Origin of the sequence: Streptomyces sp. AC555_RSS877 (assembly GCF_019049245.1) — a bacterium.
Lineage (GTDB): Bacteria > Actinomycetota > Actinomycetes > Streptomycetales > Streptomycetaceae > Streptomyces.
Genome location: NZ_JAGMUK010000024.1, coordinates 73,795 through 99,268, shown reverse-complemented (window position 1 = coordinate 99,268; position 25,474 = coordinate 73,795). Strand labels below are relative to the sequence as shown.

Here is a 25,474-nt window from a genome sequence, read left to right as displayed (position 1 = left end):
ACGGCCCGTAGGCTCGTCCCATCATGACGACGGTGAGAATTCCCTCCGACTGGCCCGCGACCGAGGAAGACGCCCGCGCTGTCCAGGACGAACTGCGCGAGCGCGTGGTGCTCGACGAGCCGGGGCCACCGGTCGGCACGGGCCATGTGACCGGTGTCGACGTGGCCTACGACGACGAGCACGACGTGGTCGCCGCCGCCGCCGTCGTGCTGGACGCGGCGAGCCTCGAAATCGTCGCCGAGGCCACCGCCGTCGGCCGGATCTCCTTCCCCTACGTGCCCGGCCTGCTCGCCTTCCGTGAGATCCCGACCGTCCTCGCCGCCCTCGACGCCCTGCCCCGCCCGCCCGGCCTGGTGGTCTGCGACGGCTACGGCCTCGCCCACCCTCGCCGCTTCGGCCTCGCCAGCCACCTCGGCGTCCTCACCGGCCTGCCCACGATCGGCGTCGCCAAGAACCCCTTCACCTTCACCTACGACGACCCCGCCACCCCGCGCGGCAGTACGTCCCCCCTCCTCGCCGGCGCCGAGGAGGTCGGCCGCGCCCTGCGCACCCGGCAGGCGGTCAAGCCGGTCTTCGTCTCCGTCGGTCACCGGGTGAGCCTGGACAACGCCTGCGCCCACACGCTCGCGCTGACCCCCGAGTACCGCCTGCCCGAGACGACCCGCAGGGCCGACTCCCTGTGCCGCAGGGCGCTGCGCGACGCGACGTCCTGAGGGCGGCGGCTACTCGATGCGCCAGCCGCCCACTTCGCGATGCCCCGAGTCGTGGATCACCGATCCGTCGCCGGGCCGCAGCGGGTAGTGGCGCAGGTTGCCGCCCCAGTAGCGCAGGATCCGGCCCAGCTCGCCCGCGGGGTCCTTCGCCAATGCTTCGTCGTCCATCGTGACTTCGAGAAGGAATTTCATGCCTTCAATCGTTTCATTGAACCGCCCGTTGAGACTTTTGCCCGCGAGCACCCCGTCTGAGTACGTGGTCTGAGTACCTGTACGGATGTGGGGCCGACCACCGGCTCGGCAGGCTGTGCGCATGACTTCGCACCGCTCCCCGAAGCCCCTTGCCGACCCCGACCGTCCCGTCGAGCGTGCCGTGATGGCCGCGCTGGTCCTCGCCACCCTGGCGGGCCTCGGGTGGATCTGCGGGATGATCTACACGGTCGCCCAGTGGCCGCTGTAGGGCCGCATCACCGGCTCCCGGCGACCCGGAAGGTGATGCCGGCCCGCCGCAGCCGCTCGGTCAGCGCGTCGCCCATCGCGACCGCGGTGGTGACCTGACCGGCGGTCGGCGGAAGGTCGTCGAAGGCCAGGGACAGCGCCGCCTCGGCAAAGATCTTCGCCGTCTCGTCGTACCCGGGGTCGCCGCCCGCGACCTCCGTGTACACGCGTCGCCCGCCGCCCTCGCCGACGAAGCGGACCTTGAACCAGCTCTTCGCGCGCTTCTCCGGGCCGGGGCCCTCGCCAGGCTGTAGCCGGTCGGACAACCAGCGCCGGGCGGGCGGAAGTTGGGCCGCGGCGATCAGCGCTCCCACGGCGGCCACCCCGCCCACCGCGACCGGCAGGTGTCGTACCGCCGCGTACTCGCGGTAGCGGAAGTCGGGGCCGTAGCGCTCCAGCGCCTTCGCGGACCGCCGGACGATCTGCGCGTCGATCGTCGGCAGCGGCAGCGCCCAGGCGCCGACCTCCGGGGCGAACCGCGGGGCGCCGGTCGGTGCGGAGGCCCGGCGCCCCACCAGCCGCGGCTCGTGGCGCCCGCGCTCCCGGGCGGCGGCCAGCAACTGCCGGCCGCGCGCGAACTGGTTGAGCGCCGAGGCGAACGTGCCGCCCGAGAAGGTGGCGTTCGCGGTCACGAAGCCGTCCACCCTGATGGGCACCCCCTCGGGCAGTTGGCGGACCGTGAAGTACGCCCCCAGGTCGTGCGGCACCGAGTCGAAACCGCACGCGTGCACCAGCCGGGCACCCGTCTCACGCGCGCGTGCGTCATGGCGGACGTACGTCAGGTCCACGAACTCCGGCTCGCCGGTGAGGTCCAGGTAGTCCGCTCCGGTGTCCGCGCAGGCGGCGACGAGTTCCTCGCCGTACGTCACATAGGGGCCGACCGTGGTGGCCACCACGCGCGCGTCCTCGGCGAGTTCACGCAGCGAGCCCGGATCCGACACGTCGGCCTTCAGGACGCCCACCTTCGAGCCGCCAGGCAGCCGCTCGCGCAGTTCCTCCAGCTTGCGCCCGCTGCGGCCGGCGATCGCCCAGCGCAGCCCGTCCGGGGCGTGCGCGGCCAGATACTCCGCCGTGAGCGTCCCCACGAAGCCGGTGGCTCCGAAGAGCACGATGTCGTACGGACGGTCCGTCTTGTTCAGCCTGTTCATGACACCCCTCGGTCTTGCCGCACGCGCCGTTGTCGGTGGCCGAGGCTAGCGTGAGGAGTGCTCAGTTTGACGACGAGGCCGGAGGTGGCAGGTGGCCGTGCCGAAGAACGCCCTGAAGAAGTGGGCGAAAGTGCGTGAGTTCGCCCTCGGGCTGCCGGGCGCCACGGAGGAGTTCCCCTGGAGCGAGAGCGTCGCCAAGGTCAACAAGAAGGTCTTCGTCTTCCTCGGCGTCGACGACGGCAGCTATCCGCTGGGCGTCACGGTGAAGCTCACCGAGGAGGCCGCCCACGCCCACGCGCTGACCTGCCCCGGCGCCGAGCCCGCCGGATACGGCCTCGGGAAGTCCGGCTGGGTGAGAATCCCGCTGGAGCCGACGGGCGCCCCTGGCGCCGAGCTGCTGTGCGACTGGGTGGAGGAGAGCTACCGCGCGATCGCGCCGAAGCGGCTGACAGCGGAACTGGAGGGTCGCTGAACCGGCCGACGGGGCACAATCCGACTAAGCGCTTGCTCTCCGGGGCTTGTGCCCGCTTCACGGCGTTCTTAGCATCACTGGTGTTACATCAGTTGTGTCATACCTCTGGGGGCTGAATGGCAACGACGCCAGGGCCGGGCCCGCTCGTTGGCGTACGCGTGGTCGAGCTGGCCGGTATCGGGCCCGGCCCGTTCGCCGCCATGCTCCTCGCCGACCTGGGCGCCGACGTCGTCCGCGTGGACCGGCCCGGCGGCGCCGGGCTCGCCGTCGACCCGGAGTTCGACGTCACCAACCGCAACAAGCGCTCCGTGATCGTCGACCTGAAGGCACCCGACGGACCCGCCCGCGTCCTCGACCTCGCCGCCCGCGCCGACGTCCTGATCGAGGGCTACCGTCCGAAAGTCGCCGAGCGCCTCGGCGTCGGCCCCGAGGACTGCCACGCCCGCAACCCCGCACTCGTCTACGGCCGGATGACCGGCTGGGGCCAGGAAGGCCCCCTCGCCCCGCGGGCCGGCCACGACATCGCCTACATCGCGCTCACCGGCACCCTCGGCATGATCGGCGAACCGTCCCGGCCTCCCGCCGTCCCGGCCAACCTGCTCGGTGACTACGCGGGCGGCTCCCTGTACCTCGTCGTCGGCGTCCTCGCCGCCCTGCACCACGCCCGCGCGACCGGCACCGGCCAGGTCGTCGACGCGGCCATCGTCGACGGCACGGCCCACCTCTCCGCGATGATCCACGGCATGCTCGCCGCCGGCGGCTGGCAGGACCGGCGCGGCGCCAACCTCCTCGACGGCGGCTGCCCCTACTACGGGACCTACGAGACCGCCGACGGGAAGTACATGGCGGTCGGCGCCCTGGAGCGGCAGTTCTACGAGGAGTTCCTGCACCTGCTCGGCATCGAGGAGCACGCCGGAGCACGCAAGGACTGGACCCGCTGGGAAGACCTGCGCGAGGCGGTCACCGCCCGCTTCAAATCCCGCACCCGTGCCGAGTGGACGGCCGTCTTCGAGGGCTCCGACGCCTGCGTGGCGCCCGTACTGTCCCTGCGCGAGGCCCCGCACGACCCGCACCTCGCCGCCCGCGGCACCTTCACCGACCACGGCGGCATCACCCAGCCCGCGCCCGCGCCCCGCTTCTCCGCCACCCCGACGCAGGTCCGCACCGGCCCCGCCCGGCCGGGCGGCGACACGGCGGACGTGGCGCGCGACTGGGACGTACCCGATCTTTTGAAGGGCCTCGCGTGAAGCGGCAGATCTTCGCCCCCGAGCACGACGCGTTCCGCGAGACCGTGCGCGCCTTCCTGGCCAGGGAGGTGCTGCCGTACTACGAGCAGTGGGAGAACGACGGCATCGTCTCCCGCGACGCGTGGCGGGCGGCCGGAAAGCAGGGCCTGCTCGGGCTCGCCGTGGACGAGGAGTACGGAGGCGGCGGCACCGCCGACTTCCGCTTCAGCGCCGTCCTCGCCGAGGAGTTCACCCGCGCGGGCGCACCCGGGCTCGCCCTCGGCCTGCACAACGACATCATCGGCCCGTACCTGACCGGCCTGGCCACCGAGGAGCAGAAGCGGCGCTGGCTGCCCGGGTTCTGCGACGGCACGCTGATCACGGCCATCGCCATGACCGAGCCCGGCGCCGGCTCCGACCTCCAGGGCATCCGCACCCACGCCGAGGACCGCGGCGAGCACTGGCTGCTCAACGGCTCCAAGACGTTCATCTCCAACGGGATCCTGGCCGACCTGGTGATCGTCGTGGCGAAGACGACTCCGGAGGGCGGAGCCCACGGCCTGTCGCTGTTCGTCGTCGAACGGGGCATGGAGGGCTTCGAACGCGGCCGCAACCTCGACAAGATCGGCCAGAAGGCCCAGGACACGGCCGAGTTGTTCTTCCACGACGTGCGCGTGCCCAGGGAGAACCTTCTCGGCGAGCTCGACGGCGCCTTCGTCCACCTGATGACGAACCTCGCCCAGGAGCGCCTGAGCATCGCCGTCGCCGCGATCGCCGCCGCCGAACACCTCCTGGAGATCACCACGCACTACGTCAAGGAGCGCGAGGCCTTCGGCCGGCCCCTGTCGAGCAAGCAGCACATCCGCTTCGAGATAGCCGACATGGCAACCGAGTGCGCCGTCACCCGAGCCTTCCTCGACCGCTGCATCGAGGACCACTCCCGCGGCGGACTCGACGCCGTGCACGCCTCCATGGCCAAGTGGTGGGCGACCGAACTGCAGAAGCGGGTCGCCGACCGCTGCCTCCAACTGCACGGCGGCTACGGCTACATGACCGACCACCCCGTGGCCCGGGCCTTCACCGACGGCCGCATCCAGACCATCTACGGCGGGACCACCGAGATCATGAAGGAGATCATCGGTCGTTCCCTGCTGGGCTGACCCTTCCCGAAAGGCTTGATGTGAGCACCGAAGCGTACGTGTACGACGCGATCCGCACCCCGCGCGGCCGCGGCAAGGCGAACGGCGCCCTGCACGGCACGAAGCCCATCGACCTGGTCGTCGGACTCATCCACGAGATCCGCGACCGCTTCCCGAACCTCGACCCGGCGGCGGTCGACGACATCGTGCTCGGCGTCGTCGGCCCGGTCGGCGACCAGGGCTCCGACATCGCCCGGATCGCCGCCATCGCCGCCGGACTGCCGGACACCGTGGCGGGCGTCCAGGAGAACCGCTTCTGTGCCTCGGGCCTGGAGGCCGTCAACATGGCCGCCGCCAAAGTCCGTTCCGGCTGGGAGGATCTGGTCCTCGCGGGCGGCGTCGAGTCGATGTCCCGGGTGCCGATGGCCTCCGACGGCGGCGCCTGGTTCAACGACCCGATGACGAACATCGCCGTCAACTTCGTACCGCAGGGCATCGGCGCCGACCTCATCGCCACCATCGAGGGCTTCTCCCGCCGGGACGTCGACGAGTACGCGGCGCTCTCGCAGGAGCGCGCTGCGACCGCCTGGAAGGAAGGCCGCTTCGACCGGTCCGTCGTCCCGGTCAGGGACCGCAGCGGTCTGGTCGTCCTCGACCACGACGAGCACCCGCGCCCCGGCACGACCGCGGACTCCCTCGGCAGGCTGAAGCCGTCCTTCGCCGACATCGGCGACCTCGGCGGCTTCGACGCCGTGGCCCTGCAGAAGTACCACTGGGTGGAGAAGATCGACCACGTCCACCACGCGGGCAACTCCTCCGGCATCGTGGACGGCGCCTCGCTGGTCGCCATCGGCTCGAAGGAGATCGGCGAGCGTTACGGGCTCACCCCGCGCGCGCGGATCGTCTCCGCCGCCGTCTCCGGTTCCGAGCCCACCATCATGCTCACCGGTCCCGCGCCCGCCACCCGCAAGGCCCTCGCCCGGGCGGGGCTGACCATCGACGACATCGACCTGGTCGAGATCAACGAGGCCTTCGCGGCCGTCGTCCTGCGTTTCGTGAAGGACATGGGCCTGTCCCTCGACAAGGTCAACGTCAACGGCGGCGCCATCGCGCTGGGCCACCCGCTCGGCGCCACCGGCGCCATGATCCTCGGCTCGCTCGTCGACGAACTGGAGCGCCAGGACAAGCGGTACGGCCTCGCCACACTGTGCGTCGGCGGCGGCATGGGCATCGCCACGATCGTCGAACGCATCTGAATCCCCGGCGGAAATCCGGACCCAGGAGACCTCTGATCCGGATCCAAAAGACCTCTACGGAGACCCTGTCATGACACAGAGCACCACCATCCGCTGGGAACAGGACCGCGCCGGCGTCATCACCCTCGTCCTCGACGATCCGGACCAGTCCGCGAACACCATGAACCAGGCGTTCCGCGACTCCCTCGCGGTGACCACCGACCGCCTGGAGGCCGAGAAGGACACCATCCGCGGCATCATCATCACCTCCGCCAAGAAGACCTTCTTCGCCGGCGGCGACCTGCGCGACCTCATCCGCGTGACCCCCGAGACCGCGCAGGAACTCTTCGACGGCGGCATGGCCATCAAGCGCGACCTGCGCCGCATCGAAACCCTCGGCAAGCCGGTCGTCGCCGCCATGAACGGCGCGGCCCTCGGCGGCGGCTACGAGATCGCCCTGGCCTGCCACCACCGCATCGCCCTCGACGCCCCCGGTTCGAAGATCGGCTGCCCCGAGGTCACCCTCGGCCTGCTCCCGGGAGGCGGCGGCGTCGTCCGCACCGTACGCCTGCTCGGCATCGCCGACGCGCTGCTCAAGGTCCTCCTCCAGGGCACCCAGTACAGCCCGCAGCGCGCCCTGGAGAACGGTCTCGTCGACGACGTGGCCGCCACCCAGGAGGAACTCCTCGCCAAGGCCCGGGCCTTCATCGAGGCCAACCCCGCCTCGCAGCAGCCCTGGGACAGGCCGGGCTACCGGATCCCCGGGGGTACGCCCGCCCACCCCAAGTTCGCGGCGAACCTCCCCGCCTTCCCCGCCACCCTCCGCAAGCAGACGGCCGGCGCGCCCTACCCGGCCCCGCGCAACATCCTCGCGGCCGCCGTCGAGGGCTCCCAGGTCGACTTCGAGAACGCGCAGGTCATCGAGGCCCGCTACTTCGTGGAACTGGCCGCCGGGCAGACCTCGAAGAACATGATCCAGGCGTTCTTCTTCGACCTCCAGGCCGTCAACTCCGGCGCGATGCGCCCCAAGGGCGTCGAACCGCGCCCCGTGCGCAAGGTCGCCGTCCTCGGCGCCGGGATGATGGGTGCGGGCATCGCCTACTCGTGCGCCCGCGCGGGCATCGACGTAGTCCTCAAGGACGTCTCTCCCGAAGCGGCCCTCAAGGGCAAGGGCTACTCCGAGAAGCTGTGCGCCAAGGCCGTCTCCCGGGGCCGTACCACCCAGGACAAGGCGAGCGCGCTGCTCGCCCGCATCACGCCGACCGCCGACCCCAACGACCTGGCGGGCTGCGACGCCGTCATCGAGGCCGTCTTCGAGGACACCTCGCTCAAGCACAAGGTGTTCCAGGAGATCCAGCACCTCGTCGAGCCGGACGCACTGCTGTGCTCCAACACCTCCACCCTCCCCATCACCGCCCTCGCCGAAGGCGTCGAGCGCCAGGCCGACTTCATCGGGCTGCACTTCTTCTCACCCGTCGACAAAATGCCGCTCGTCGAGATCATCAAGGGGGAGCGCACCGGCGACGAAGCCCTCGCCCGCGCCTTCGACCTGGTCCGGCAGATCAAGAAGACCCCGATCGTCGTCAACGACTCGCGCGGGTTCTTCACCTCGCGCGTCATCGGGCACTTCCTCAACGAGGGCGTGGCCATGGTCGGCGAGGGCATCGAGCCCGCGTCGGTCGAACAGGCCGCGGCCCAGGCGGGTTACCCGGCGAAGGTCCTGTCGCTGATGGACGAGCTGACGTTCACGCTGCCCCGCAAGATCCGCAACGAGTCGAAGCGGGCCGTCGAGGAGGCCGGCGGCACCTGGCCCGGACACCCCGCCGAGGCCGTCATCGACCGCATGGTCGACGAGTTCGGCCGCACCGGCCGCAGCGGGGGAGCGGGCTTCTACGAGTACGCCGAGGACGGCAAGCGGGCCGGGCTGTGGCCCGGACTGCGGGAGCACTTCACACGCGACGGCGCGCAGATCCCCTTCAGGGACATGCAGGAGCGCATGCTCTTCTCGGAGGCACTCGACACCGTCAAGCTCGTGGAGGAGGGCGTCCTGACGTCCGTCGCCGACGCCAACATCGGCTCGATCTTCGGCATCGGCTTCCCGGGGTGGACCGGGGGTGTCCTCCAGTACATCAACGGCTACGAGGGCGGGCTGCCGGGCTTCGTGGCACGCGCGCGTGAGCTGGCCGAGCGGTACGGGGAGCGCTTCGCGCCGCCCGCGCTGCTGGTGGAGAAGGCGGAGAAGGGTGAACGGTTCCGGGACGCGTGACCCCTGGGCTCCGGGGGATTCCGCCCCCGCCGCCCCTTCCCTTCCCGTCCCTGGGGGCTGCCGCCCCCAGACCCCCCTTCGGCCTGAACGGCCTCGTCCTCAAACGCCGGACGGGCTGAAATTCAGCCCCTCCGGCGTTTGAGGAGATGGGTCTGGGGCGGAGCCCCAGAAGGACGGGAAAGGGAAGGGGCGGCGGGGGCGAAACCCGCCCTCGGGCGGCCGATCACCGCGTGGGCCACTCGCTCAGCTCTTCCTTCAGCGACCGCTGGAACGTGGTCAACAGCGCCTGCACCACCAGCGGGTGCATATGCGCGGACAGCGACTTCACATCCCGCGCGTCCCGCTCCGCCACCTCCCCGCGGAACAGCTCCGCCAACTCGTGTGCCGCCGCCCGCGAGTGCTCGACGAGGACCTTCCGCGACGCGAGGATCGCCTCCTGCGACAGGGGTACGTCGAGCAACTGGACGCCGAGCCGGAGCAGGCCCAGGTCGACGCGGTACGAGCCGCCGTCGTCCGCCCGGACCACGCCCATCGCGGCGAGCCGCGCCACGTCCCCGTCGGCCAGCTCCCGCCCCGCCCGCCGCTGAAGGTCCGCCCGGGACACGGTCTCCACGGTGTCCGGCGCCCAGGAGGCCACCACCGCCCGGTGGATCGCGAGGTCGTGCGCGCTCAGGTCCGGCGGCAGCTGCCGCAGGTAGCGCTCGATGGCCGCCAGCGTCATCCCCTGCTGCTGCAACTCCTCGATCAGCGCGAGCCGAGCGATGTGCTCCCGGCCGTAGTGCCCGACCCGTCGTGGACCGATCACCGGCGGGGGCAGCAGTCCCTTCGTGCCGTAGAAGCGGACCGTGCGGACCGTGACACCCGCTCGCGCCGCCAGCTCGTCGATGGTGAGGGCCGGCTCCCCGGCATCCGTGGTGTCGGTCGTCATGTGCAGCAGTATCGCTGTCTCACCAATGGTGAGAAACCTCGTGGACGGGGCCCCTGTGACGCGTGCCGCCGCGTGTGGAGCGATCATGGCCTGCCACCTGGTCTTCGTCCGCCGCGCCCGCGCCGGCCTGCTGGCCCGCCCTCCCTTCCGCCTCCCCGGCAGTCCGGTCACGGAGGTCACCACGGTCGTCTTCCTCCTCGCCTGCCTCGCCATGATGTGGAACGACCCCGAGGTGGGCCGCAGGACGCTGTTCCTCATCCCCGTCATCGCCGTCCTCCTGATCGGCGGCTGGTTCGGCATCCGGCGCCGGGTGTCGCAGACGGCGGACAGCGAGCTGTCGCAGCTCACGAAGTAGCAGGTCAGGTCGATTGTCAGTGGGGTCGCCTACGGTGGCGTCATGTCGGAGATCAGGTATGTCCGGGGTGACGCCACCGTGCCGTCGGTGAAGGGCGTCAAGCTGATCGCGCATGTCTGCAACGACATCGGGGGATGGGGGAAGGGCTTCGTCCTGGCGCTCTCACGGCGCTGGCCCGAGCCGGAGGCGGCGTACCGCGCCTGGCACCGCGACCGGGCGGCGAACGACTTCGCTCTGGGCGCGGTCCAGTTCGTCCAGGTCGAGCGGTATGTGTGGGTGGCCAACATGGTGGGGCAGCGCGGCATCCGCACCGGCAGCAAGGGCGTCCCCGTCCGCTACGAGGCGATCGACACGGCGCTGGGCCGGCTGGCCGACAAGGCCGAGGAGATCGGCGCCTCCGTCCACATGCCCCGCATAGGCTGCGGCCTGGCCGGCGGCAAGTGGCCCCGCGTGGAGCCGCTGATCACCGCGCGGCTGGTGAGGCGAGGGATCGGCGTGACGGTGTACGACCACGGGGACTGATCGGCGCCAACCAGTGCCCCTGATGTCACCTACCGCCGGTGCACCTGGCGCCGCCCGGTGTCACCCGCCCCCCGGCGCACCCGCACTGGCCGGGCGGCCGGTCCGGTCCGCAGTGGCCGGCCGTGAGGACGTCTCCACCGTGGACCACGCCGACGTCGCGACCGGGTCCGTCGTCGGATCGCCCATCGTGCAGTGGCTCGGCGAGACCACGTTCGCCAAGGGCCTGCTCGCCCAGGGCATCCGCTTCGGCGACCGGGTCGCGATCATGTCCCCCACCCGCTACGAGTGGACCCTGTTCGACTTCGCCCTGTGGACGATCGGCGCCCAGGTGGTGCCCGTTCATCGTCGGCGTCCCCGGCGCAGCTGGCGTCCCCGGCGCCGCCCCGTCCCTCCGTGCTCACCGGTCACCCCGGAACGCCCGCACCAGGGCCTGCGTAAACCGCGTCGCGATGCCCCCGTCCGGATCCAGCCGGGGGTTGAAGATCGTCACGTCGAAGCCGAGGACCACCGGGCCGGACAGCGCCACGCGCAACACGGTCTCCAGCTCCGGCCAGGTCAGTCCGCCCGGCAGCCGGTAGTCGACGGCCGGCATGACCTGGTCGTCCAGTACGTCGGCGTCGAGGTGGACCCAGTACCCCTCGACGTCCGGCGCACCGGTGAGCAGATCGACGGCCCGGCCCGCCGCCTCCCCGGCGCCGAGCGCACGCACCGTGCCCAGATCCATGGTGTGCAACTCGGCAGGCAGCGGCCGCATGCCGGCCCGCGTCGACTCCTCCGTGTCCCGGAATCCGAAGGCGACCACGTCCGCGTCCCGCAGCAGCGGCCCCCGGCCCTCCAGGTCGGCCAGGGCAGCGGGCCCGCGACCGGTGGCCAGGGCGAGTTCCATGGAGGCCACCTCGCCGGCCGGTTCCGCCGACGGCTGGTAGAAGTCGGTGTGGCCGTCGAGGAAGAGCAGCCCGTGACGCCCCCGGCGGCGCAGTGCCAGCAGATTGCCGAGCAGGATGCTGCAGTCACCGCCCAGGACCAGCGGGAACCGCCCGCTGTCCAACACCCCGCCCACCACGTCCGCCAGCGCGAGCGAGTACGTCGCGATGCCGACCGGATTGAGGACCCCGGTCTCCGGATCCCGGCGCGGATCGTAGGACGGCGCCTCGACCCGCCCCGCCCGCACTGCCCCGAGCCCTTCGGCGAGCCCCGCACCGAGCAGCGCCTCCGGCAGATCCTCGACCCCGGTGGGCCGCAGCCCCAACACGGACGGCGCCTCGATGATCACCACTTCCCGCACGTCCGGCTCCCTCGTCGGCCCGCCGGCGCCGGCCGGCTCACGCGCCGACGCGTCCTTCCACCGTAGAGGCCTGAACGGACGCGACGCCCGCGACGCCCTCGTGGCCTGGCGGGGCGAGGCCGTCGCCCTCCTCCACGACCGGTTCCAGCGGGCCGTCGACGACGGCGACCAGCACCGCGACACCGATCCCGGAGTGCTCGCCCGCCACCTCATGACCGTGGCGAACGGCATCGCAGTCCAAGCCGCCATCCAAGCCGCCGGCGGTGCCACCCGCGACGACCTGCAACTGGTGGCCGACATGGCCCTGCGAAGCCGGCCGTCTGCCTGACGGGCCTGACGGGCCTGGCGGGTGAAGGCTGACGGCCGAGGGCGCCGGCGGTGAGCCGCAGAGCAGGCGTGTCGTAGCCCGTGGCCGCAGCACGGTGATTCGCTCAAGGCGATTGCTCCTCCAACTCGGCGGCGTGCGCTCGCGGTGGTCCGTCTCGGTGAACCCGGCGGCCCACCGCCGGCCCCTGTCCCGCCCGAGCCAGTCCCTGGGCCAGGGCCCCTGCGCCACGTAGGCCGACGGACCGTCACAAGTCCCGTAGCAGACGCCTCAAGGGCAGCACACGCGCCCGATCGCCCTCTTCTGCACGGGAGTTGACCGATGTAGCGTCCGGCGCATGCCGACACGCATGCGCTTCACGACCTGGAGATCGCTCGCCGCTGTGGCCCTCACCGCCCTGACGGCCACCCTTCTCACCCCGGCCGCGGCCCACCCCGCCCCGCGCGAGAGCAGACCGGTCTACTCGTACGAGAACGCGGTCCGCGAGGCCGTCTGGGTGGACACCGGACTCGACGGCGACAGCGACGGGAAGACGGACCGCGTCGCCGTCGACATCGTCCGGCCGAGCGAACCCGCCCGGCAGGGCCGCAAGATCCCCGTGATCATGGACGCCAGTCCGTACTACTCCTGCTGCGGGCGGGGCAACGAAAGCCAGAAGAAGACGTACGACGCGGCCGGCGACGTCGTCCAGATGCCGCTGTTCTACGACAACTACTTCGTGCCCCGCGGCTACGCCTTCGTCGGCGTCGACCTCGCCGGAACCAACCGCTCCGACGGTTGTGTGGACGTCGGCGGGCGCTCCGACATCCAGTCCGCGAAGGCCGTGGTCGACTGGCTGAACGGCCGGGCCAGGGCCTACACGAGCCGCACCGGCACCACCACCGCCAAGGCCACCTGGACCAACGGCAGGACCGGCATGATCGGCAAGAGCTGGGACGGCACCATCGCCAACGGCGTGGCCGCCACCGGAGTCAAGGGACTCCGGACCATCGTCCCGATCAGCGCCATCTCCACCTGGTACGACTACTACTTCTCCAAGGGCGCTCCGCTCTACGACTCGGGCCCCGACTGGCTGTCCAACTACGTCGACAGCCCCGACGCGCGCGCCAAGTGCGCCGCCGTCCAGCAGGAGCTCGTCGCCGGAGCCCCGCGCACCGGCGACCGGACCGCGCTGTGGAGCGAGCGCGACTACGTGAAGGCCGCGAGCAAGGTCAAGGCGAGCGTCTTTTTGATCCACGGCATGCAGGACCTCAACGTCCGTATGCAGCACGTCGGTCCGTGGTGGGACGCCCTCGCGAAGAACGGCGTCGAGCGCAAGATCTGGCTCTCCCAGACCGGTCACGTCGACCCCTTCGACTTCCGCCGCGCCACCTGGGTCGACACGCTGCACCGCTGGTTCGACCACGAACTCCTCGGCTACGACAACGGCATCGACCGCGAGCCCATGGCCGACATCGAACGCCACCCCGACCAGTGGGTCACCTCCAAGGCCTGGCCGCCGCGCGACACCGCCGCCACGGCCCTGCGCCCCGCCGAGGGCGGCCAGGAGGGCGTCGGCACGCTCGGCCTGCGCAAGGGCACCGGCACCGAGACCTTCACCGACGACCCGCGGCTGAGCGAGACCGACTGGGCGGCGCGGATCGACACGGCCACCCCCGACAAGGCGGGCTTCGTGACCGGGCCGCTCACCCGCGACCTGCGCGTGTCCGGCTCCTCCAAGGTCACCGTCACCGCGACCCCCACCACCTCGACGTCCCACCTGTCCGCCGTTCTCGTCGACCTCGGCCCCGACACCGTCCGCGACTACGCGGCGAGCGGCGAGGGCATCAGCACGCTCACCGACCGCACCTGCTGGGGCGTGAGCACCACCGGCGACAGCGCCTGCTTCAAGGAGACGCGGGCCAAGACCGCCGACGTCGACCACACGGTCGTCAGCCGCGGCTGGGCCGACCTCGGCAACCACGCCTCCGACTGGAAGGGCGTCCCGCTCACCCCGGGCAAGGCGTACACCATCACCCTCGATCTCGGAGCCACCGACCACGTCGTCCCGGCCGGACACCGCCTCGCACTGATCGTCGCGGGCACGGACAAGGACCTCATCGACCCGCCGTCCACCACCCCCACCCTGACGGTCGACCTGTCCCGTACGTCCGCCCGGGTGCCGCTCGTCGGCGGCGCGGCCGCGTTCGCGCGGGCCACCGCGGGCTCCGTGTCCGCCGCCCCCGAGGCCACGACCCTCGACGGGGTCCGGGCACCGCGCACCGCCCAGCGCGTCCCCGAGGGCGGCCGGTGATCCGCCCCCTGACGCTGGTGACGGCGGCCCTCGCCGCGTCCCTCGCGGCGACACCGGCCGAGGCCACCGAAACCCGGCCCCGCACCGGCTTCGAGGAGTCGAACGGCGTCCGCTGGACCGGGGAATCGGAGGAGCGGGCCTTCCTGGCGGCCGTCGACCGCGGAAGCAAGCGCGTCTCCGTCGCCTCCCTCGGTACGACCACACAGGGGCGCCCGCTCCAACTGGTGCAGGTCCGGGACGAACTCGCCCTGCACGGGGTGCGGACTAGGGGCACCTACGTCCCGCTCCGCCAGTCCCTGCGCGTCCTCGTCCCCCTGCTCCTCGACGCACGCGCGCCGTACCACCTCACGGCCGCCGAACCGGTCACCGGCTGCTGAGCCCGCGTCAGGAGGGGGCGGCCAGTCCGGCCGCCTCCTCCGCGCACCCCCAGGCCACGGTCACCCCCGCACCGCCGTGGCCGTAGTTGTGCACCAACACCCGCCCGTCGGGCAGGGGTTCGCGCTCCAGTCGGACCGCGCCCCGCGCCGGCCTGAGTCCCACCCGATGCTCCAGCACCCGCGCCCCGGCGACCTCGGGCCGCAGTGCCGCACACCGCCGGACGATCGCCTCCGCCGCCGCGGGATCGGGCTCGAGAGACCACTGGTCCTCGTCCGCGGTGCCGCCCAGCACGAGCCGGCCCGGCTGCGGGAAGAGGTACGCCGTCGCCCCGGCGGCGTCCGTGGCGACCAGCCAGGTGCGGATGCCGGGGTTCTCCACGATGACCAGTTGTCCGCGCACGGGACGCACGGACGGGTCCGGCACCAGCTCCCGGGCGCCGAGCCCCGTGCAGTTGACCACGACCGGCGCCCCGACCCCGGCCAGGTCCGACACCGTACGCGTCTCGATCGCCCCGCCCGCCGCGAGGAACCGCTCCCGCAGCCACGGCAGATGAGTCGACATGTCGATGAGCGGCAGCCGCGCCCACATCCCCGGCCCGGCGTACTCCTCGGCCGTCGCCGCCCGCAGCCCCGGCAGCCGCGCCCCCGCCCACGCCATGGCCCGGTCCAGGTCCGCCTCCCCCTGTACCCCTTCGACCATCCGTACGCCGGTCACCTCCGGGGAGGCCGCCAACTCCTCGTAGACGTCCAGCGAACGCAGCGCCCAGGTGCGCGCGAGCTCGACCGGCTCGATCGCGTACGGCCACCACAGCGCCCCGGCAACCGCCGAGGTGGTCCGCTCGACCGGATCCCGCGTCCACACCCGCACCCGGCGGCCGCGCTCGGCCAGCACGACGGCCGTCGTCAGCCCGACGACACCGCCGCCGACCACGACGACCTCGTCCTTCGGTTCGCTTCTCACGCGGGGACGCTAGCGGAATATGTCATGCCGTGCGCACATCGGGCCCAGTCTGGGGATACTCACAGCATGTCTGCCGAGTACGCGACCTTCGGCCTGGCACCGGCGATGCGTGCCGGTGGAGTCCTCACCAACGGTGACTACCAGATCCACCGGGACTTCGTGGACTTCATCGTCGACGGACGCCCGCTGCTCTTCCAGCTCTCCGACCTCGACGCCGTCTCCCCACTCGCCTCCGACGTCCCACCCGCGATCTTCACCGCCCAGGTCCGCAGCCTGCTCCTGGAGGCGGACGCGCCGCTGCCCGGCGGCCGCTACGTCGTCTATGGCTGCCCCGAGTGCGAGGACCTGGCCTGCGGTGCCGTCACCGCCGTGATCGACCGCGACGGCGAGGACTTCATCTGGCGGGACTTCGCCTGGCAGACGGACGAACACGCCGACCTGGAGCTCAACGGCTACCACGGCATCGGCCCGTTCCGCTTCGCCGGCGCCGAGTACCGTACGGCGCTGACCTCCCTCCTGGACGCCTCCGCCGACACCCCCCGCCGCCGCGTCCTGCTCATCGGCGCCCGCGTCGCCCTCCTCGCCAAGCTCGCCGCCGCCCTGCGCATCATCGGCATCGGCGCCGACATCACCCGTGACGCGCACGACGTCCCCGCCGATGAGCTGCGCGCCTACGGGGCCGTCGTCTTCGGCCGTGCGATCACCGAGGAGGAACGTGCCGCCGTACGTCAGTCCTTCGAGCGGGCCGGTGTCGACGTGACCTACGTCGACGGCCTCGCCCCGATCGTCCCCCTCCTCGTCGCCCAGATCGAGCACGCCCTGGACCGCAGCCCCGTGGAACGGCGCCGACTGACCCGCCTGGTCGCCGCCGACGGCGAGGCGGGCGTCGAGGTCACCTCGCCGTGCCGGGTCCGCCTCACCGCGTACCGCCTCGACCGCCTGTACCGCACCCACGCCCACGAGCTCTTCGACGGCATCCTCGAACCCGGCCGCCACCGCATCGCACTGGACGCCAGAGCGGTCAGGGGAGAGGCCTTCGTGGTGGCGCGGACGTCGGGAAGTGTGCTGGTGGAGGCGATGGCGTACTGAGAAGAACCGGGCGGCGGGCCGCCGGGGCGGGCCACTATCATCGGCGGTCTGATGACTGCCACCCTCGTCGCCAAGAACCTCGCCGCCGGCCACGGCGACCGCTCCCTGTTCGCCGGGCTCGACCTCGTCGTCGCGCCCGGAGACGTCATCGGGCTGGTCGGAGCCAACGGCGCGGGCAAGTCCACGCTGCTCAGGATGCTCGCCGGCCTCACCGCCCCGGAGGAGGGCGAGCTGCGGCTGTCCCCGCCGACGGCGGCCGTCGGCCACCTGCCGCAGGAACCGGAGCGGCGCCCCGGCGAGACCGTCCGGGACTTCCTCGCCCGCCGCACCGGCGTCGCCGAGGCCCAGCGGACGATGGACGAAGCGACCCAGGGCCTGGTCGACGGCGCGCCGGGCGCCGACGACGCCTACGCGACCAGCCTGGAACGCTGGCTGGACCTCGGCGGCGCCGACCTGGACGAGCGGGCGGAAGAGGTCGCCGACTCGCTCGGCCTGGCCGTCGACCTGGACCAGCCGATGACGTCGCTGTCGGGCGGCCAGGCGGCACGGGCCGGCCTTGCCTCCCTCCTCCTGTCCCGCTACGACGTCTTCCTCCTCGACGAGCCGACGAACGACCTCGACCTGGACGGCCTGGAACGCCTCGAACGCTTCGTGAGCGGTCTTCGCGCCGGCACGGTCGTCGTCAGCCACGACCGCGAGTTCCTCACCCGCACGGTCACCAAGGTCCTCGAACTCGACCTGGCCCAGCAGCAGATCACCCTGTACGGCGGCGGCTACGAGGCCTACCTGGAGGAGCGCGAGGTGGCCCGCCGGCACGCCCGCGACGACTTCGAGGAGTACGCCGACAAGAAGACGGCCCTCCAGGAGCGTGCCCAGGTCCAGCGGTCCTGGATGGACAAGGGCGTGAAGAACGCGCGCCGCAAGGCGGGCAACGACAACGACAAGATCGGCCGCAAGTTCCGCAGCGAGGCCAGCGAGAAGCAGGCCGCCAAGGCCCGTCAGACCCAGCGCATGATCGAACGCCTCGACGTGGTCGAAGAACCCCGCAAGGAGTGGGAGCTGCGCATGGAGATCGCGTCGGCCCCGCGCTCGGGCGCGGTCGTCGCGACCCTCCGCGAGGCCGAGGTGCGACGCGACGGCTTCGTCCTCGGCCCGGTGTCCCTCCAGATCGACTGGGCGGACCGGGTGGCGGTGACGGGAGCCAACGGCGCGGGCAAGTCGACGCTGCTCGGCGCCCTGCTCGGGCGGGTCCCGCTGGACGCGGGTTCGGCATCCCTCGGCTCAGGCGTCCTGGTCGGCGAGGTCGACCAGGCCCGCAAGCTCTTCCACGGCTCGGAATCCCTCATGGACGCCTTCAGCGCGGCCGTCCCGGACACCGAACCCGCCGAGGTCCGCACGCTGCTGGCCAAGTTCGGCCTCAAGGCGAACCACGTCACGCGCCCGGCGTCGACCCTCTCCCCGGGCGAGCGCACCAGGGCGGCGCTGGCCCTGCTCCAGGGCCGGGGCGTGAACCTCCTGGTCCTCGACGAGCCGACCAACCACCTGGACCTGCCGGCCATCGAACAACTCGAGTCGGCGATGGACGCGTACGAGGGCACGCTGCTCCTGGTGACCCACGACCGCCGCATGCTGGACGCGGTCCACGTGACCCGCCGCCTGGAGGTGGCGGACGGAAAGGTGACGGAGCGCTAAGGCGAGGTGAGACGGCGTGCCAGGCCCGGATAGTCGACCACACAGCCGTCCTCGTCGACCTCCAGGTCGCTGCGGAAGTCGCCTGAGGCGAAGCGCACCAGTCCACGGCGGAGGTGGGTGTAGGTCTGTCGGGACGGCTCCACCTCCAGGTCGGGGACCGACACCCACGCCATCAGGAACTCCCGCTCGCCGGGCTCCCGTTGCAGGCCGTGCCGCAGCACCGGCATCGTGTTGGTGAGGGGACACAGCCCGAGGTCGCAGTCGAGGGCCCCGTCGACCTGGGGGATCCGCTCGCCGTTCATGGTCCAGTGGCCCTCGCCGTCGTGGCGCAGGTCCAGGACGCGGGTGCCGTGCGTGGTGGCGGCCTCCACCAGCAGCCGTCGGGTGACGAAGCCGTCGGTCGTGTCCAGCTGGTACGAGACCCAGTACATCTCGGGCACGGTGCCGACCGCCCTGCCACGCGCTGTCAGCACCCCGTCGTACAGATCGATCCAGGCCGTCTCGTAGCCACCGCTTTCGGACACGGCCCAGGTGATCACACGTGATGTCCGCATGGCTTTCAGCCTACGGACGAACCGGCCCGGACCTCCGTGTCGTACCGGAGCGTCCGGGCCGGACGGCTCAGCCCTTGCCGCTCAGCGCCTGCCCTTCTTCGGGTCGACGAGTCCGGCCTTGCGCAGGGCGTCGGCCATCGCGCTGTTGGCGGGCGGTGAAGCCTGGCGTGAGCCGCCTCCGGCACCTCCGGCACCCCCGCCTCCGCCGCCACTCCGGTTCTGTCGCTGCTGGGGCGGACGCCCGCCCCGCTGCCGGCGCTCGCCGCCGCCCGGGCCCTGCTGCCGCTCCTGCGGTGCCGCCTCGTCGTCCAGCCGCAGCGTCAGCGAGATCCGCTTGCGCGGGATGTCGATGTCGAGGACCTTCACCTTGACGATGTCGCCCGGCTTCACCACGTCCCGCGGGTCCTTGACGAACGTCTTCGACATCGCGGAGACGTGCACGAGCCCGTCCTGGTGGACACCCACGTCGACGAACGCCCCGAAGGCCGCCACATTCGTGACCACGCCCTCCAGGATCATCCCGGAGGCCAGGTCGGAGATCTTCTCCACGCCCTCCTTGAAGGTGGCCGTCTTGAACGCGGGCCGCGGGTCGCGCCCGGGCTTCTCCAGCTCCTTCAGGATGTCCGTCACGGTCGGCAGACCGAACGTCTCGTCCACGAAGTCCTGCGGCCTCAGCGAGCGCAGCACCCCGGTGTTCCCGACGAGCGAGGTGACCTGCTGCCCGGCCGTCTTCACCATGCGCCGCACCACCGGGTACGCCTCGGGGTGCACGGAGGAGGCGTCCAGCGGGTCGTCGCCCCCGCGGATACGGAGGAACCCGGCGCACTGTTCGTACGCCTTCGGGCCGAGCCGGGGCACGCCCTTCAGCTGCGTGCGCGACTTGAAGGGGCCGTTGCTGTCGCGGTGCGCCACGATGTTCTCGGCGAGCCCGGAGGTGATGCCGGAGACGCGGGCGAGCAGCGGAGCGGACGCCGTGTTGACGTCGACACCGACGCCGTTCACACAGTCCTCCACCACCGCGTCCAGCGAACGCGACAGCTTCACCTCCGACAGGTCGTGCTGGTACTGGCCGACACCGATCGACTTCGGGTCGATCTTCACCAGCTCCGCGAGAGGGTCCTGGAGCCGCCGCGCGATCGACACGGCGCCCCGCAGCGACACGTCCATGTCGGGCAGCTCCTGCGAGGCGAAGGCGGAGGCCGAGTACACGGACGCGCCCGCCTCGGACACCATGACTTTGGTGAGGTTCAGCTCCGGGTGCTTGACGATCAGTTCACCGGCGAGTTTGTCGGTCTCGCGGGACGCCGTGCCGTTGCCGATCGCGATCAGCTCGACCGCGTGCTCCTTCGCCAGGCGGGCCAGCTTGGCGATCGCCTCGTCCCACCTGTTCGCCGGGACGTGGGGGTGGATGACGTCCGTCGCCACCACCTTGCCGGTCGCGTCGACCACGGCCACCTTCACGCCCGTACGGAACCCGGGGTCCAGCCCCAGCGTCGAGCGCGTGCCGGCCGGTGCGGCGAGCAGCAGGTCACGGAGGTTCGCCGCGAAGACGTTCACGGCCTCGTCCTCGGCGGCCGTGCGCAGCCGCAGCCGCATGTCGATGCCGAGGTGCACGAGCAGGCGGGTGCGCCAGGCCCAGCGGACCGTGTCCTGCAGCCACTTGTCGCCCGGTCGGCCCCGGTCGGCGATCTGGAAGCGGTGCGCCACGATCGCCTCGTACGAGGACGGCCCGGGCTGCTCGGAGGGCTCTTCCGGCTCCAGGACCAGGTCCAGGACTTCTTCCTTCTCGCCGCGCAGCATCGCCAGGATCCGGTGCGAGGGCAGCTCCGTGAACGGCTCGGAGAAGTCGAAGTAGTCGGCGAACTTGGCGCCCGCCTCCTCCTTGCCCTCCCGCACCTTGGCGGCCAGCCGCCCGCGCACCCACATGCGTTCCCGCAGCTCGCCGATCAGGTCGGCGTCCTCGGAGAACCGCTCGGTGAGGATCGCCCGGGCTCCGTCGAGGGCGGCCTGCGGATCGGCCACGCCCTTGTCGGCGTCCACGAAGGCCGCCGCAGCGGCGAGGGGCTCCACGGCCGGGTCGCCGAGCAGACCGTCGGCCAACGGCTCCAGCCCGGCTTCGCGCGCGATCTGCGCCTTGGTGCGCCGCTTCGGCTTGAACGGCAGGTAGATGTCCTCCAGGCGCGCCTTGGTCTCCGCGGCCCGGATCCGCGCTTCGAGCTCCTCGGTGAGCTTGCCCTGCTCGCGAACCGAGTCGAGGATCGCCGTCCGCCGCTCCTCCAGCTCCCGCAGATAACGCAGCCGCTCCTCGAGCGTGCGCAGCTGCGCGTCGTCGAGCATCTCGGTCGCTTCCTTGCGGTAGCGGGCGATGAAGGGCACCGTCGAACCGCCGTCGAGCAATTCCACGGCAGCCCTGACCTGCCGCTCCCGGACGCCGAGTTCCTCGGCGATCCTGCCTTCGATGGACCCTACGAGGGGTGTCGTCACGATCCCGTACCGCCTTCTCCACTGAGGTTGCGCGGCAATTGTGGCAGGTGGCACGGACAGTCGTGGATCAGGGCGCAAACCCGGGCGGGCCGGGGAGGGGCCGCCGCCCGCGACGCGCCGCCGCGGGCTCGGCGATCGTCCCCCGCCTCAGGCCCGGCGGCTGCGGGTCGAACTCGACGCGCCGCCGAAGAGCCGGGCCAGCGCCCGGAAGGGCAGCGTCACGACGGTGGCGATGGCCCCACCGATCTGGCGCAGTACGTCTGCGATCGCACGGAACACGAGTTTCCCCTTTCCTCTCCCGATCACGACGACCGGGACGGAGCGGGTACCTCGACAGCGGCCCGTCATGCTTCTTCGCCGCGACGCCCGTCGATCAGCGCTTGCCGACCAGATCCGCCGGGAAGGCGCCGGCGGCGAGCGCGGCGCGTGCGAAGCCCGTACCGAGCTCGGTCAGGCGCGCGACGCCCTCGGCGCCCAGGTGCTCGTACGGGGCCTGGTCCAGCCGGTCCGTGTCCCGCTCGATCCCCTCGCGCAGGGCGAGGCCCTGTTCGGTCAGTTCGCCGGCCTCGTCGAGCAGTCCGCGCTCCCGCAGCCGCCCGGCCGCCGCGTCCCAGTCGGCAACGGTCCAGCCGCGGGTGTCGCGCACCCACTGGGGCGTCATGCCCCTGCCGGTGGCCGTGTGAGTCACCAGGGCCTCCAGACCGTCCAGGCCGGCGGACATCAGAGCGGCGAGGTGCCCGTCGCCGCGGTGCTCGCGCAGCAGCGTCGCCGCGTGCCAGTACGCCAGGTGCGGCTCCTCGGGGACCGGCAGATCGGCGTGCGCGGAGTACAGCGGCCGGGCGCCGCGCGAGCAGGCGTCGGCGGCGCGCAGGGCCAGGTCCGCGGCCTCCGCCATCTCCGCGGACGCCACCGTCTCCTCGCCCAGCAGGCGGCGCAGCGTCGCGTCGACGGCACGCGCGCGTGCCGTCAGCACCTGCCCGGGGGTCGCCGTCTCCCACACCGCGGGCACGTGCCGGGCCACCAGCTCGTGCTTGTAGTTGTAGAACGCCGCCGTCACCGCGCCGGCCCCGACCGGCCCCAGCGCGGCCGACCGCACCGCGAAGTTGACGGCCCGCGGGTGCGTGACACCGAGCGTGCCCAGCTCCCGGCCGAGGTCGGGGGAGAAGTAGTGCGTGGAGTGCAGGGAGTTGAGCGCGTTGTGGCAGCGGCGGCCCGCGCGCGGGTCCAGAGCAACGGTAGTCATGCCCAGCACGTTACCGACCGGTCGGTATCTGTTCCAGACCCGGGACCCAGGGCGGATTCGGTGATGGCAGGAAAGGTGGGGCACTCGTCATCGCGGCCGGACTCCGCCCGTCCCAGAATCAGGTGCATGCCGCAGCGAACCGTCCTCGTCCTCTGTCGTGAAGCGGTTCGGGGCCGAGCCGGCGGGGAGCGGGTCGTCTTCGACGGCAAGTACGTCACCGCGGCCGGCGTCTCCTCCGGCATCGACATGGGGCCGACCCGGCTCGGCAGGATCGCGGGCGACGACCCCGCCCTGGCGGTACAGCTGCTGACGGAGTACGACCCGCGGCCGCCCTATGACGCCGGATCCCCGCACAAGGCCCCGGCGCACCTGGTCGAGGAACTGCGCGCCAAGAGCCGCTTCATCATGACGTAGGCACGTTCCACGCGAACCGAGGCTGCCTGCGCTCCAGGAACGCGGCGACCCCCTCCGCGGTGTCGCCGCTGCCGCGCGCCTGCCCGGCCCAGTACGTGTCCCGGTCCGTGCGCCCGTTCGCGAACTCCTTCGCCGCCGCCTGGGTCAGCTGCGAGCGGGACACCAGGATCCGGGTGAACTCCACGACCCGCTCGGTGAGCCCGCCCTCGGGCAGCACCTCGTCCACCAGGCCGCTGCGCAGCGCCCGCTCCGCGTCTACCAGCTCGCCCGAGAACAGCAGGTACTTGGCGGTGGCCGGCCCCACCAGCGACGCCAGCCTCCGGGTGGACGAGGCCGGATACACGATCCCGAGCTTCGCCGGCGTCACCCCGAACAGCGCGCCCTCCTCGGCGAACCGCAGATCACACGCGGCCGCCAGCTGCGACCCGCCGCCCACGCAGTGCCCGCGGACCGCCGCGAGGGTCGGCTTCGGGAAGGCGGCGACGGCCTCCTCGGCACGCACGGCCAGCCCTTGCGCCTCCTCCGGCGACTCCCGGAGCGTGGAGATGTCGGCCCCCGCGCAGAACGTCCCGCCCTCACCGGTCAGCACCAGCGCCCGTACGTCCGGATCGGCGGCCAGCGTGTCCAGCAGCGGCGGCAGCGCCCGCCACATCGCGGCAGTCATGGCATTGCGCTTGGCCGGATGGTGGACGACGACGGTGGCGACCGAGTCGGCGACGGTGTGCAGCAGTTGCGGCTCCATGCGCCGGATGCTATCCGCCCAGGTCGAGGGGCCGATCAAGAAGGGGGCCGCGCGTGAAGGCAGCAGGTGCGAGCGACAGGCGGGATCAATCGGATAAGGACGCCCTCAAACCCGTACAACCCGAATAGTTCGCGAAGTCGGCGAGAAGGGGACAAGAGTGGTCCCACAACTGACCCTGTCATACGCCAAAAGTCAGATCTGCTCGATACTCGCTGACTTCTGTTCAGTCCTCAGGGGTGGAGCGGCTCGTTGCCAACACTCGAGATGTGGTGACAATCGAGCGCAAGGGTGGCGACCGGACGATGGAAGACGATGGGTGCGGGTCCGCCCCACGCCCAGCAGGCGGCACGGACGAGCCCCCCGAGCCGGGGCCGCCGGAACCGTTGCCGTACGAGGGCGTGTGGCGGTTCACCGCTCCCGCCGTCGACGCCTCGGTCCCGCAGGCGCGGCACGCGGTGCGTGACCTGCTGCACCGCCAGGGAGTGCCGGTCTCGGACGAGCTGGCGCAGGGGCTGCTGCTGATCGTCTCGGAGCTGGTCACCAACGCGGTGCGGCACGCGGCGCTCCTCTCGCCGACGCTCGCCGTGGAGATCGCGGTCGGCGCGGACTGGGTGCGGGTGTCCGTGGAGGACAACCACCCCTACCGGCCGACCGCCCTGGAGGCCGACCACGGCCAGACCGGCGGCCGCGGTCTCCTCCTGGTGCGCGAGGTCACCAGGGAGGCGGGCGGGGTGTGCGACGTCGAGCACACGGCGAGCGGCGGCAAGGTGATCTGGGCCGCCCTGCCGCTCAAGTCCGCGCGGGTCGAGTAGGACCGCTCACCAGCCGGCGGACGGGCCCGTCAGCTCGCCGACCGCGGGGCGGGCCGCGTCCAGGACGGTCATGAACCAGGAGGAGAAGGTGTCCTTCGCATGCCGCTCCGCCAGTTCGGCGGGCGTCACGAAGGCCGTCGCGCCGACCTCCTCGGGGTCCGGCCGCAGCGGGGACTGCACCAGGCCGACGAAGAGGTGGTTGTACTCCTGCTCGACCAGACCCGAGTCCGGGTCGGGATGGTTGTAGCGGACCGTGCCCGCCTCGCCGAGCAGTGACGGGGAGACACCGAGCTCCTCGAACGTCCGCCGGGCCGCCGCCGCGAAGGGTGCCTCACCGGGGTAGGGGTGGCCGCAGCAGGTGTTGGACCAGACGCCGGGGGAGTGGTACTTGCCCAGCGCCCGCTGCTGGAGCAGCAGCCGGCCCTGCTCGTCGAAGAGGAACACCGAGAAGGCGCGGTGCAGCTGCCCCGGCGGCTGGTGGGCGGCGAGCTTCTCCGCGGTGCCGATCGTCACACCGTTCTCGTCGACCAGTTCCAGCAAGATCCCGTCCGCGGTGCCGTTCGACGAACTGTGCGTCGCGGTGGCAGGTGTGATCGGCATACCCATCCTTCGCATTGGTCTTCGCGCCCCAAGTGTGCCGTACGAAACCGGCACTCCCGGCAGTTGATCGTGCCCGGCGCGGCGGCCGGGGAACCGTCCGG

The 25,474-nt window shown here is 71.9% G+C and carries 25 protein-coding genes and 3 pseudogenes; 17 read left to right on the top strand and 11 right to left on the bottom strand.

From position 1 onward, the window contains the following. Positions 1-23: 23 nt before the first annotated feature. Positions 24-713 (top strand): endonuclease V, encoded by a 690-nt coding sequence (locus tag KUM49_RS10950; RefSeq protein ID WP_217236552.1) that lies wholly within the window; start codon positions 24-26, stop codon positions 711-713. 9 nt (positions 714-722) lie between these two features. Here KUM49_RS10950 and KUM49_RS10945 read toward each other — a convergent pair whose 3' ends face one another. Further along, positions 723-905, bottom strand: a complete 183-nt coding sequence (locus KUM49_RS10945; protein WP_217236551.1) for a hypothetical protein — start codon at positions 903-905, stop codon at positions 723-725. A 121-nt stretch (positions 906-1,026) separates the two neighbouring features. Between KUM49_RS10945 and mmpA the strand changes: the two genes are divergently transcribed. Next, entirely contained in the window at positions 1,027-1,173 is a 147-nt protein-coding gene (mmpA, locus tag KUM49_RS10940) for a morphogenic membrane protein MmpA (RefSeq protein ID WP_217236550.1), read from the top strand. A 7-nt stretch (positions 1,174-1,180) separates the two neighbouring features. Here mmpA and KUM49_RS10935 read toward each other — a convergent pair whose 3' ends face one another. Then, complete coding sequence (locus KUM49_RS10935) at positions 1,181-2,359, bottom strand: trans-acting enoyl reductase family protein (RefSeq protein WP_217236549.1); 1,179 nt, start codon at positions 2,357-2,359, stop codon at positions 1,181-1,183. A gap of 91 nt (positions 2,360-2,450) precedes the next feature. Here KUM49_RS10935 and KUM49_RS10930 point away from each other — a divergent pair, with 91 nt between their 5' ends. From KUM49_RS10930 to KUM49_RS10910, 5 genes are all read left to right on the top strand, one after another. Continuing rightward, positions 2,451-2,831 carry an MmcQ/YjbR family DNA-binding protein gene (locus tag KUM49_RS10930; protein ID WP_217236548.1) on the top strand — a complete coding sequence of 127 codons (381 nt, stop codon included), beginning with the start codon at positions 2,451-2,453 and terminating at the stop codon, positions 2,829-2,831. A gap of 116 nt (positions 2,832-2,947) precedes the next feature. Next, positions 2,948-4,078, top strand: a complete 1,131-nt coding sequence (locus KUM49_RS10925) for a CaiB/BaiF CoA-transferase family protein (RefSeq protein WP_217236547.1) — start codon at positions 2,948-2,950, stop codon at positions 4,076-4,078. After that, a complete protein-coding gene (locus KUM49_RS10920; RefSeq protein WP_217236546.1) occupies positions 4,075-5,217 on the top strand; it encodes an acyl-CoA dehydrogenase family protein in 1,143 nt (380 codons plus the stop codon). Before KUM49_RS10925 ends, KUM49_RS10920 begins: the two co-directional genes overlap by 4 nt. Positions 5,218-5,237: 20 nt before the next feature. Continuing rightward, complete coding sequence (locus KUM49_RS10915; protein WP_217236545.1) at positions 5,238-6,452, top strand: acetyl-CoA C-acetyltransferase; 1,215 nt, start codon at positions 5,238-5,240, stop codon at positions 6,450-6,452. 70 nt (positions 6,453-6,522) lie between these two features. Next, complete coding sequence (locus tag KUM49_RS10910; RefSeq protein WP_217236544.1) at positions 6,523-8,697, top strand: 3-hydroxyacyl-CoA dehydrogenase NAD-binding domain-containing protein; 2,175 nt, start codon at positions 6,523-6,525, stop codon at positions 8,695-8,697. Between the two features lie 223 nt (positions 8,698-8,920). Here KUM49_RS10910 and KUM49_RS10905 read toward each other — a convergent pair whose 3' ends face one another. Continuing rightward, complete coding sequence (locus tag KUM49_RS10905) at positions 8,921-9,625, bottom strand: MerR family transcriptional regulator (protein ID WP_217236543.1); 705 nt, start codon at positions 9,623-9,625, stop codon at positions 8,921-8,923. Between the two features lie 82 nt (positions 9,626-9,707). On the opposite strand from KUM49_RS10905, the pseudogene KUM49_RS10900 reads away from it, so the two are divergent. From KUM49_RS10900 to KUM49_RS10890, 3 genes and pseudogenes are all read left to right on the top strand, one after another. Further along, positions 9,708-9,980 (top strand): annotated as a pseudogene (locus tag KUM49_RS10900) (L-asparagine permease); the annotation flags it as partial. Between the two features lie 42 nt (positions 9,981-10,022). Then, positions 10,023-10,502: a macro domain-containing protein gene (locus KUM49_RS10895; protein ID WP_217236542.1), complete on the top strand. Its 480-nt coding sequence runs from the start codon at positions 10,023-10,025 to the stop codon at positions 10,500-10,502. A gap of 214 nt (positions 10,503-10,716) precedes the next feature. Beyond that, positions 10,717-10,845 (top strand): annotated as a pseudogene (locus tag KUM49_RS10890) (AMP-binding protein); the annotation flags it as partial. A 54-nt stretch (positions 10,846-10,899) separates the two neighbouring features. Here KUM49_RS10890 and KUM49_RS10885 read toward each other — a convergent pair. Beyond that, the gene (locus KUM49_RS10885) at positions 10,900-11,787 is read right to left on the bottom strand and encodes an arginase family protein (RefSeq protein ID WP_217236541.1); all 888 of its coding nucleotides are present in this window, start codon (positions 11,785-11,787) and stop codon (positions 10,900-10,902) included. Here KUM49_RS10885 and KUM49_RS10880 point away from each other — a divergent pair. The 3 genes from KUM49_RS10880 (at position 11,768) to KUM49_RS50655 (ending at position 14,782) form a co-directional block, all read left to right on the top strand. Continuing rightward, a complete protein-coding gene (locus KUM49_RS10880; RefSeq protein WP_374200145.1) occupies positions 11,768-12,115 on the top strand; it encodes a hypothetical protein in 348 nt (115 codons plus the stop codon). The genes KUM49_RS10885 and KUM49_RS10880 overlap by 20 nt on opposite strands. Positions 12,116-12,449: 334 nt before the next feature. Next, complete coding sequence (locus tag KUM49_RS10875; protein ID WP_217236540.1) at positions 12,450-14,405, top strand: Xaa-Pro dipeptidyl-peptidase; 1,956 nt, start codon at positions 12,450-12,452, stop codon at positions 14,403-14,405. Continuing rightward, a complete protein-coding gene (locus tag KUM49_RS50655; protein WP_217236539.1) occupies positions 14,402-14,782 on the top strand; it encodes a hypothetical protein in 381 nt (126 codons plus the stop codon). The genes KUM49_RS10875 and KUM49_RS50655 overlap by 4 nt, the downstream gene beginning before the upstream one ends. A 7-nt stretch (positions 14,783-14,789) precedes the next feature. On the opposite strand, the gene KUM49_RS10865 is transcribed toward KUM49_RS50655, so the two are convergent. Beyond that, positions 14,790-15,743 (bottom strand): FAD-dependent oxidoreductase, encoded by a 954-nt coding sequence (locus tag KUM49_RS10865; RefSeq protein WP_217236538.1) that lies wholly within the window; start codon positions 15,741-15,743, stop codon positions 14,790-14,792. A 66-nt stretch (positions 15,744-15,809) separates the two neighbouring features. Between KUM49_RS10865 and KUM49_RS10860 the strand changes: the two genes are divergently transcribed. Together KUM49_RS10860 and KUM49_RS10855 are read left to right on the top strand one after the other, a co-directional pair. Beyond that, positions 15,810-16,832 carry an oxidoreductase gene (locus tag KUM49_RS10860; protein ID WP_217236537.1) on the top strand — a complete coding sequence of 341 codons (1,023 nt, stop codon included), beginning with the start codon at positions 15,810-15,812 and terminating at the stop codon, positions 16,830-16,832. 51 nt (positions 16,833-16,883) lie between these two features. Then, entirely contained in the window at positions 16,884-18,524 is a 1,641-nt protein-coding gene (locus tag KUM49_RS10855; protein ID WP_217236536.1) for an ABC-F family ATP-binding cassette domain-containing protein, read from the top strand. Here the strand turns inward: KUM49_RS10855 and KUM49_RS10850 are convergent. The 4 genes from KUM49_RS10850 to KUM49_RS10840 all read right to left on the bottom strand — a co-directional run bounded on the left by KUM49_RS10850 (position 18,521) and on the right by KUM49_RS10840 (position 22,805). Then, the gene (locus KUM49_RS10850; protein WP_217236535.1) at positions 18,521-19,078 is read right to left on the bottom strand and encodes a putative glycolipid-binding domain-containing protein; all 558 of its coding nucleotides are present in this window, start codon (positions 19,076-19,078) and stop codon (positions 18,521-18,523) included. The genes KUM49_RS10855 and KUM49_RS10850 overlap by 4 nt on opposite strands. 81 nt (positions 19,079-19,159) lie before the next feature. Continuing rightward, on the bottom strand, positions 19,160-21,562 hold the full coding sequence (locus KUM49_RS10845) for a Tex family protein (protein WP_217236534.1): 2,403 nt from the start codon (positions 21,560-21,562) through the stop codon (positions 19,160-19,162). Between the two features lie 147 nt (positions 21,563-21,709). Continuing rightward, positions 21,710-21,841, bottom strand: a complete 132-nt coding sequence (locus KUM49_RS48220) for an LPFR motif small protein (RefSeq protein WP_252100478.1) — start codon at positions 21,839-21,841, stop codon at positions 21,710-21,712. Between the two features lie 94 nt (positions 21,842-21,935). Continuing rightward, positions 21,936-22,805 (bottom strand): hypothetical protein, encoded by an 870-nt coding sequence (locus KUM49_RS10840; protein WP_217236533.1) that lies wholly within the window; start codon positions 22,803-22,805, stop codon positions 21,936-21,938. A gap of 157 nt (positions 22,806-22,962) precedes the next feature. On the opposite strand from KUM49_RS10840, the pseudogene KUM49_RS10835 reads away from it, so the two are divergent. Beyond that, a pseudogene (locus KUM49_RS10835) lies at positions 22,963-23,219 on the top strand (DJ-1/PfpI family protein); the annotation flags it as partial. Here KUM49_RS10835 and KUM49_RS10830 read toward each other — a convergent pair. Beyond that, positions 23,209-23,961 (bottom strand): enoyl-CoA hydratase/isomerase family protein, encoded by a 753-nt coding sequence (locus KUM49_RS10830; protein WP_217236532.1) that lies wholly within the window; start codon positions 23,959-23,961, stop codon positions 23,209-23,211. The pseudogene KUM49_RS10835 and the gene KUM49_RS10830 sit on opposite strands and share 11 nt — an antisense overlap. A 302-nt stretch (positions 23,962-24,263) precedes the next feature. Here KUM49_RS10830 and KUM49_RS10825 point away from each other — a divergent pair, with 302 nt between their 5' ends. Further along, positions 24,264-24,773: an ATP-binding protein gene (locus KUM49_RS10825; protein ID WP_217236531.1), complete on the top strand. Its 510-nt coding sequence runs from the start codon at positions 24,264-24,266 to the stop codon at positions 24,771-24,773. Between the two features lie 6 nt (positions 24,774-24,779). Here the strand turns inward: KUM49_RS10825 and idi are convergent, their stop codons facing one another. Beyond that, positions 24,780-25,373, bottom strand: a complete 594-nt coding sequence (gene idi, locus KUM49_RS10820; RefSeq protein ID WP_217236530.1) for an isopentenyl-diphosphate Delta-isomerase — start codon at positions 25,371-25,373, stop codon at positions 24,780-24,782. Between the last annotated feature and the right edge of the window lie 101 nt (positions 25,374-25,474).

Bases quoted from the DNA above. Each gene is read 5' to 3' on its own strand.
- KUM49_RS10950 (WP_217236552.1), top strand. From the start codon at position 24: ATGACGACGGTGAGAATTCCCTCCGACTGGCCCGCGACCGAGGAAGAC.
- KUM49_RS10945 (WP_217236551.1), bottom strand. From the start codon at position 905: ATGAAATTCCTTCTCGAAGTCACGATGGACGACGAAGCATTGGCGAAG.
- mmpA (WP_217236550.1), top strand. From the start codon at position 1,027: ATGACTTCGCACCGCTCCCCGAAGCCCCTTGCCGACCCCGACCGTCCC.
- KUM49_RS10935 (WP_217236549.1), bottom strand. From the start codon at position 2,359: ATGAACAGGCTGAACAAGACGGACCGTCCGTACGACATCGTGCTCTTC.
- KUM49_RS10925 (WP_217236547.1), top strand. From the start codon at position 2,948: ATGGCAACGACGCCAGGGCCGGGCCCGCTCGTTGGCGTACGCGTGGTC.
- KUM49_RS10910 (WP_217236544.1), top strand. From the start codon at position 6,523: ATGACACAGAGCACCACCATCCGCTGGGAACAGGACCGCGCCGGCGTC.
- KUM49_RS10905 (WP_217236543.1), bottom strand. From the start codon at position 9,625: ATGACGACCGACACCACGGATGCCGGGGAGCCGGCCCTCACCATCGAC.
- KUM49_RS10895 (WP_217236542.1), top strand. From the start codon at position 10,023: ATGTCGGAGATCAGGTATGTCCGGGGTGACGCCACCGTGCCGTCGGTG.
- KUM49_RS10880 (WP_374200145.1), top strand. From the start codon at position 11,768: ATGATCACCACTTCCCGCACGTCCGGCTCCCTCGTCGGCCCGCCGGCG.
- KUM49_RS10875 (WP_217236540.1), top strand. From the start codon at position 12,450: ATGCCGACACGCATGCGCTTCACGACCTGGAGATCGCTCGCCGCTGTG.
- KUM49_RS10860 (WP_217236537.1), top strand. From the start codon at position 15,810: ATGTCTGCCGAGTACGCGACCTTCGGCCTGGCACCGGCGATGCGTGCC.
- KUM49_RS10855 (WP_217236536.1), top strand. From the start codon at position 16,884: ATGACTGCCACCCTCGTCGCCAAGAACCTCGCCGCCGGCCACGGCGAC.
- KUM49_RS10850 (WP_217236535.1), bottom strand. From the start codon at position 19,078: ATGCGGACATCACGTGTGATCACCTGGGCCGTGTCCGAAAGCGGTGGC.
- KUM49_RS10840 (WP_217236533.1), bottom strand. From the start codon at position 22,805: ATGACTACCGTTGCTCTGGACCCGCGCGCGGGCCGCCGCTGCCACAAC.
- KUM49_RS10830 (WP_217236532.1), bottom strand. From the start codon at position 23,961: ATGGAGCCGCAACTGCTGCACACCGTCGCCGACTCGGTCGCCACCGTC.
- KUM49_RS10825 (WP_217236531.1), top strand. From the start codon at position 24,264: ATGGAAGACGATGGGTGCGGGTCCGCCCCACGCCCAGCAGGCGGCACG.
- idi (WP_217236530.1), bottom strand. From the start codon at position 25,373: ATGCCGATCACACCTGCCACCGCGACGCACAGTTCGTCGAACGGCACC.